Below are 6842 nucleotides of genomic sequence, written 5' to 3' on the forward strand. Positions count from 1 at the left end.
TGCCTCCGGCTTCCTTCAGATTCCACCTCACGGTGGACACCCTTGCCTTTAGCTAACAGTTCCTACTGCCAAGTCTGTAGTGGACTTTCACCACCAAGTTATCGCCCATGCCGGGCGCACATGCAAAGAAAAAACTCCCGTAAAGGGAGTTTTCTTTTTGCTAATTATCTCTAGTTGTATCTTCAGGATTCGATGAAAAAAGTTTGATGGCTGAATTTGCCCTTACATCGGTAAACAAATTCAAATTACAACTCACTAATTCGATCTCATCATGTGTCTGATAATAATTAAATAAATCATCTTCAATAATTTGTAGAAAATTATCTGCATATAATAAGGGTCTCAGTTTTTGACTATCAGCATTCTTGTTGTAATCCTCAAATTGCATCAGAACAAATTGGTCAATAATTATCCGCTCATTGCTAACTAAGTTTGGAAAACCTGTGCGAATATCCGTTGCTATTAAACTACTTGGTACTAACAACATTAAAGAAAGTTGAAACTGAGCAATCAAAGGATGGTTCTCATCAACTAATTCAATTGTATGTGTTATAAATTGAGGTTTATTAATTATAAAAACTCCTTTATTAAAATATCTAAGAGATTTACATTATAACGCAAGTATTTAGATAATCCAGTCTTTTTAAAAGAAAAATAAGATTAATTATCACCTTTAATAATATCAAAGCCATATCTTAGGAATTCTGGAAAATGTCGTGCCCAATAAAGTTCATGGTGCTCTTCGTCTGCCATAATTCGTAACCAAATATTATCGATGGGATGATTCATTTTCAGCAAATCATTATAATATCGAAGATTACAATCAATATATTTCTGATTCATCTTTCCTCCGATAAAATTAGCATCCGTATCATCACCTTCGCTTGTTCCTACTTGTATATATACTTTCGTATTTGGGTTTAAAGGATGCTTATTGATGAAAGATAAAAATTCTTTCTCATTAAACCATGACGCTAAGGAGAATACACCAAGAACTCCGAAAACTTCTGGATACTTACTCCCCATATAGGCTGCCATAATGCCCCCCATTGAACTACCAGCTAGTAACGTATTCTTTCTATCAGGAAGTGTTCGATAGTTATCATCAATAAAGGGTTTTAATTCGTTAACAAACCAGTCAGCATGTAATGCCCCATCTCCACCGACATCCTGAAATTCTTCAGTCTTCGTTTGATCCGTTGGCCATGGCGAATATTCATTTAATCGATTTTCACTAGCATTATCTACGGCAACAATAATCATTCTAGGTAAATCTAAATTATTTTTTATTGTGGGAATAACTTTCCAAGAATGACCCACAAATGCCTCTTTACTGTAAAATACATTTTGTCCGTCATGCATATACAATACAGGGTAAGCATCATCAACATCTTTTTTATAATCTTTCGGTAATAACACACGGATGCGTCTTTTCTGATTATAGTAAGGTATATCTAAATAATGAGTTTCTAATTTTAAATAGTAATAATCTTCCGTTCGTTTCCAAAACATTGGCTCCACCTACTCACCCCATATCTCATCTTTAAGTTCATTTACATTATAACGTTTTAACGTATTAAGTAAAAGATAAGCACTTTCTATGGAAAAAATTAAATGCTATTAATTTAAACCAAAGCCGCTTCGGTATTCATTCCCTGCTTGATCAACGTAAGCATAAGTCATTCCTTCACGCATATACTTATCTTTATCGTAACCTGGTACGTCGTTAAGTGAAATTGAAACGCCGTATTCATCCACTCCAATAACTTTACTATTCTTAGGTAATGTTAAAGGTAGTTTCCCAATTGGAGAGAATTGACCGAGGATCACTTCAAGCACTGCTCCAGGGAATGTATCATAACCAACAAGTAAGGCTTCTGATTTCTTCTCAATATTCTCTAAAATCCAAGGCAAGATCATATTCACTGATGTCACAACTTTTTGCCGTTTTCGTTCATGTAGCCTACGATTTTATTTAATTCATAGAAATTACTTAAAGTTGTTTTTTTATAAGTGTCGCCATTCAGTGCAATATTCGTCTTATCTTCACAGATTTCTAATTCTAATAAACCAGGTGTCGCATCAAAGTATGAACCACTTAATGGGTATAGGAATAACGCTGCAATGTCAGCTTCTTTATAATCATCAATAATTTCGATATTTAATGCCTTCACATTTTTTAATAGAAGTTCTTGGTATTTTTCAGTTTCTTCTTCACCTCTACCAAACGCTTTAACGAATAGTTTTTGTCCTCTAACTGGTAATACATTATTATTTTTTAATAATATCACTGATTTCAAGTGCGCTTGATATGCTGCTTCTTCAGCTTCTCTCTTAGTTGCTTCATCCATGACAGGTTGGTCTCCAAAATAATTTTTGTTGTCGAATAAGTCTAAATCAAACATCTCACTCAAAACATTCACATTTGCTTGATCAATTCTTTGTGGTGAAATTAAGTTAGTTGAAATAGCTTTTTCAAGTCTTTAACTTGGTTTGTTCCAATGATTAAATCTGTTCCAGCATTAATTGCTTTAGCAAAGCGACCAAGAACTGTTAAGTCTTCAACACCCCAACCAGTTTTACCTATAATTCCTGGATCTGAGTTACTGTATCCAGTGAATCCTAATTTATCACGCAATAAATGATTTAAAATGTAATGGTTAAATGTCATTCCAACTTCTTTAAATGGCATTGCTTCCCCATCAAAACTTTGGAAACAACTTTTCTCACTACTTGGTGCTGAATAATAAGGCATCATTGAACTTGGATTATGTTTCGCAACTTCGATGAATAGATGTAAATGATAATTTTCTAAACTACATTCTGTACGGTATGCGTTCCCTTTTCCTTCTTTATAATGCGGATCAAATCCATTCTCTCTTGCTCCACCACCTGGGAAGTGTTTGATTGTTAGTGCAATTGAGTCTTCATTAAGTTCCTCTCCCTGAAATCCTTTAATCAAGCGAGCAATAATTTCACTAATCAATTCTGGTTCTTCTCCAAATGTTCCATCAGTACGTTGCTATTCTGGATCTGTCACAACGTCAGCCATATACATGTATCCTTTACGAATATCTGAATCCAAACCATTCATTTTTACTTTATTTTCAAAAAAATCAATGGTTTTATAGCCTTCACCTTTTATCTCTTAAGTTAAAATGATGCATGTGTATTTTTTCAATCGTTTCAGTCGTTGGATATTTATCTAGTAACTTCATAGATGTTTCATCAGCTTTTTTTAAATACTTCATCTAAGATTTCTGTATTTTGCCTTCTTTTTTCGCTTTCCCCATACCTAATTTATTAATCATTAACATACCAACTTTTCATCGATATTCATTAATGGAACAAGGTTTTTAGCTCTCTCTCGACTTGATAATCTTCAGTCCTCATATGGATCCAGTACCCCGTTGTTATTTAAGTCTTTAAATTTTAGTCCATCGACTTCAATAATTTGTTTACTTTTTGTTTTAAGATTCATTTATGCTAATCCTCCCAATCATCTGATGTATTTATAATATCACGTAAAATAAAACGCTCCAATTAATAATTAAAGCGTTTTACTTAAATTGGGATATATTTAATTTCTTTAGTGATTATCCCCACAGTTTATTGAAATTTTCTTCGGCTACTTCATAAACATTTTCAACCTCTTCATTATAAGCAGCAGAAATAAATTCAGCCATCCTTGCCATTTCGATGAAAGGTACTTTATGGGCACCGTGTTCGTCTAATTTTAAGTAAACATATTTACCTTCTGGGATTTTTGTTGCAGCTTCCACAAATTCTTCTGCGTAGATGTATGGGACAACTGGATCCTGTTTAGAATGCCAGAATAATAGGGGTCTATGATTAATAGCTTTTGGATCCAGTCCCAAATCATACTTCTTGAAGTATTCGGTCATATATTCATAGATTGTTTTAGCATTTGGAGCTAATTGATCCACTTCACCACCATGACTCACATATTGATTAACAATCCAATCGTTAAATTTGATTTGTTGAGGCGATCCCATTAACACTACAGAAACATTGACTTCTTTATTTGCTTTGAATATTAATGAAGTCGTCATACCACCCATGGACATACCTGCTACCGCTATAAAGTCGTCTTTGATTAATTCTTTCGAACGATAATAGTGAACTATCTCTGGAAATTCTTTGACGTTACTCATCAAAGCTTCAAAAAATAAGATACCATTCACATTCAAATCCACTCCATACTTACGTCTTTCACCGTGATGTTGGGCATCTGGCATAATAACTCGGAAACCGCGTTTAGCGATTTCATTACCAAAGGTCATACTCGAGTCCTTGCTACCGGTAAATCCATGATAAAAAATAGCTAATGGTGCAACTTTATCTTCTAAATTCGCATCGATAATTTCAATAACGGGTATTTCATTTATATAATAAGACTTAGTAATATGACGCATAAAATTCCTCCATAATTTATATTTATTTATATCTCATATTGTACAGAAATATGACAAGAAAAAACAATTTAAACATTCATTTGTATGATTGAAAATAATTAAGTATAATCAACTATATATGAAAGGAGTTTCTTATATGAATCAACATCTTATTGCCATTGATTTAGATGGCACAACTTTAAATAATCAATCAAAACTTTCTCGATTTACAATTGAAATTTTAAGAAAGCTTGATGAGCTCGGACATATCGTCATGATTGTTACTGGGCGCCCATATAGAAATAGTATCAATATTTACAATGAAATGAATATCAATTCGCCAATGGTAAACTTTAATGGTGCTTATTGTCATCATCCAAGAAAGCCACACTTCTTACCTGCCTATCATGAGGAATTGGATAAGGAAATCGCTTTTGAATTATTTGCGAATCAAGATAATTTAGATATCAATTTATTAATTGCTGAAGGTAAGGATAGACTATTTTCTTCATCAATGAATTTGCCGGATAGTCCTTTCTTCCCTAAAGATTTAGCCGAAATTAGTCAATTAAGTCGCGCAAACTTAACTCAGAATCCAACGGCATTAACTATTCTATGTGACGTTGAAAAGCAAAAAACGATTGAAAATCGAATTATGGCTCGCTACGGTGACGATGTGTCTGTACGTACTTGGGGTGGCGTCTTGCCGATTCTAGAAGTCGTTCGCCAAGGAATCAACAAATCTGTTGCTGTGGATAAAGTTAGCAAGTTCTATCACATTCCAAATGAGAATATCTTAGCTTTTGGAGACGAGAATAACGACTTAGAAATGATTCAATACGCTGGTTTAGGTGTGGCGATGAAGAATGCTACTGACGAAATCAAGGGTGTTGCAGACACTCACACTGAATTTACCAACGATGAAGATGGGCTAGCCCACTTCTTAGCAAATTATTTCAATCTATAAAATAATAGGAAGGCTGACATATTAATGTCAATCTTCCTATTTTTTTATCAGTTTGTTCAATTATAGTTTTTATTCACCTGCTGAAGCTTCAAATCCTTCCGCAATTTCTCCATTTTCTAGACGTAACATTAAAGCAGATTTGGTTGGATTATGGTTTTCATCCATTGAGAATGTTCCTGTAATTCCTTCAAAGTTTTCAGTTTCTTCTAAAGCTTGACGAATTGCATCTCTATCCGTTGATCCCGCTCTTTCAATGGCATCAATAAGCAAACCAATCGCATCATATCCTAAGGCTGAGAATGTGTCTGCTGAACGGCCATACATTTCCTCAAAATCAGCTAAAAATTCCTGAACTTTTGGATTATCACTTTCTTCAGAGAAGTGAGTTGTAAAGTATACATCTGTAGCATTACTAGCCCCTGCTAAATCTACTAATGTATCACTATGGTAGCCATCTCCACCGATAATTGGTTGAGTAATCCCCATCTCTCTTGCTTGTTTAATAATTAACCCTGTTTCAGTATAGTAACCTGGAATGTATAACACATCGAAATCTTTACCTAATAACGAAGTGAGTAAAGCCTTGAAATCAGTATCTCCTGACTGATATGATTGTGTTTCTAAGATTTCTCCACCATTTTCTGTGAATGTTTCAGTGAAAGAATCAGCTAAGGCCAGTGAGTAGTCTAAAGCTTGATCTGTTAAGATAACCGCTTTTGATAAATTTAATTCATTCGCTGTATAAGCCCCCGCAGCTAACCCTTGATATGAGTCTTCGAAACACACTCGGAAGATATACTCCAATAATGATCCATCATCTGCTAATGTTAATCCGTCACCTGTAGTCGCTGCGAAGATGTTTGCGATACCCGCTTCATTAGTAATTGGAATAGCTGCTTTTGCTACACCTGTTGCTGTAGGTCCAATAATTCCTACGGCTTCACTACCAGCTAAACGAGTCGCGATTGATGCTGATTCTGTTAAATCTGAGCGGTTATCAATAATTTCTGCCTCTAACATACGACCATCTAGGATACCCCCATTATCATTAATTTGTTGAATAAATAAATTAATTGCATCAGCCGCAGGTGAACCATAAGCAGCAGCATTCCCAGTTAATTCTAAATTCCCACCAATAATGATACTATCTTGAGCAAAAGCCACTGAAGGTGCAAGAGCTGTAGTTGAAAGTAATAATCCCGATAATAATGTTAATCCGATTTTTCTAAGTTTCATAATAATTCTCCATTCTTTTTTAATTTTTACAAAAAAGACCTAAACTAGATTTTCTAAAATCTAATTCAGGTCTATTCCTAAACTTAACATATCTACTTAATCCTGAATAATTCATACTTTTAAATATTGAGTTATTCTAGTCGTTATTTTTCAATTTTGGATCACTTTATCGAAATTAAAATATTTTAATCGATTTTCTAAGCTAAAGAAAAACTTTTTAGTCT

General features: G+C 34.1%; 7 protein-coding genes and 1 pseudogene. 1 reads left to right on the forward strand and 7 read right to left on the reverse strand.

The features are described 5' to 3' along the window. Positions 1 to 160: 160 nt before the first annotated feature. The 6 genes and pseudogenes from ACEN33_RS11510 to ACEN33_RS11535 form a co-directional block, all read right to left on the reverse strand. On the reverse strand, positions 161 to 514 hold the full coding sequence (locus tag ACEN33_RS11510) for a hypothetical protein (RefSeq protein ID WP_197104454.1): 354 nt from the start codon (positions 512 to 514) through the stop codon (positions 161 to 163). A 146-nt stretch (positions 515 to 660) separates the two neighbouring features. Next, positions 661 to 1512, reverse strand: coding sequence for an alpha/beta hydrolase (locus ACEN33_RS11515; RefSeq protein ID WP_407090928.1), 852 nt, complete (start codon positions 1510 to 1512; stop codon positions 661 to 663). Between the two features lie 108 nt (positions 1513 to 1620). Beyond that, complete coding sequence (locus ACEN33_RS11520) at positions 1621 to 1926, reverse strand: hypothetical protein (RefSeq protein WP_407095150.1); 306 nt, start codon at positions 1924 to 1926, stop codon at positions 1621 to 1623. Positions 1927 to 1931: 5 nt separating this feature from the next. Beyond that, complete coding sequence (locus tag ACEN33_RS11525) at positions 1932 to 2414, reverse strand: hypothetical protein (RefSeq protein WP_407095151.1); 483 nt, start codon at positions 2412 to 2414, stop codon at positions 1932 to 1934. A 38-nt stretch (positions 2415 to 2452) separates the two neighbouring features. Next, positions 2453 to 3007 (reverse strand): annotated as a pseudogene (locus ACEN33_RS11530) (glycoside hydrolase family 3 N-terminal domain-containing protein); the annotation flags it as partial. A gap of 589 nt (positions 3008 to 3596) precedes the next feature. Further along, complete coding sequence (locus ACEN33_RS11535) at positions 3597 to 4436, reverse strand: alpha/beta fold hydrolase (RefSeq protein WP_407090931.1); 840 nt, start codon at positions 4434 to 4436, stop codon at positions 3597 to 3599. 136 nt (positions 4437 to 4572) lie between these two features. On the opposite strand from ACEN33_RS11535, the gene ACEN33_RS11540 reads away from it, so the two are divergent. Then, positions 4573 to 5382, forward strand: coding sequence for a Cof-type HAD-IIB family hydrolase (locus ACEN33_RS11540; RefSeq protein ID WP_407090932.1), 810 nt, complete (start codon positions 4573 to 4575; stop codon positions 5380 to 5382). A 69-nt stretch (positions 5383 to 5451) separates the two neighbouring features. On the opposite strand, the gene ACEN33_RS11545 is transcribed toward ACEN33_RS11540, so the two are convergent. Further along, positions 5452 to 6618, reverse strand: a complete 1167-nt coding sequence (locus ACEN33_RS11545) for an ABC transporter substrate-binding protein (protein ID WP_407090933.1) — start codon at positions 6616 to 6618, stop codon at positions 5452 to 5454. Positions 6619 to 6842 lie beyond the last annotated feature (224 nt).

This window comes from Ruoffia sp. FAM 24228 (assembly GCF_045528575.1).
In the GTDB taxonomy this organism is placed as follows: domain Bacteria; phylum Bacillota; class Bacilli; order Lactobacillales; family Aerococcaceae; genus Ruoffia; species Ruoffia halotolerans.

Excerpts from the sequence above, each read along its gene's own strand:
- ACEN33_RS11515 (WP_407090928.1), bottom strand. The coding sequence starts at position 1,512 with ATGTTTTGGAAACGAACGGAAGATTATTACTATTTAAAATTAGAAACT.
- ACEN33_RS11535 (WP_407090931.1), bottom strand. The coding sequence starts at position 4,436 with ATGCGTCATATTACTAAGTCTTATTATATAAATGAAATACCCGTTATT.
- ACEN33_RS11545 (WP_407090933.1), bottom strand. The coding sequence starts at position 6,618 with ATGAAACTTAGAAAAATCGGATTAACATTATTATCGGGATTATTACTT.
- ACEN33_RS11540 (WP_407090932.1), top strand. The coding sequence starts at position 4,573 with ATGAATCAACATCTTATTGCCATTGATTTAGATGGCACAACTTTAAAT.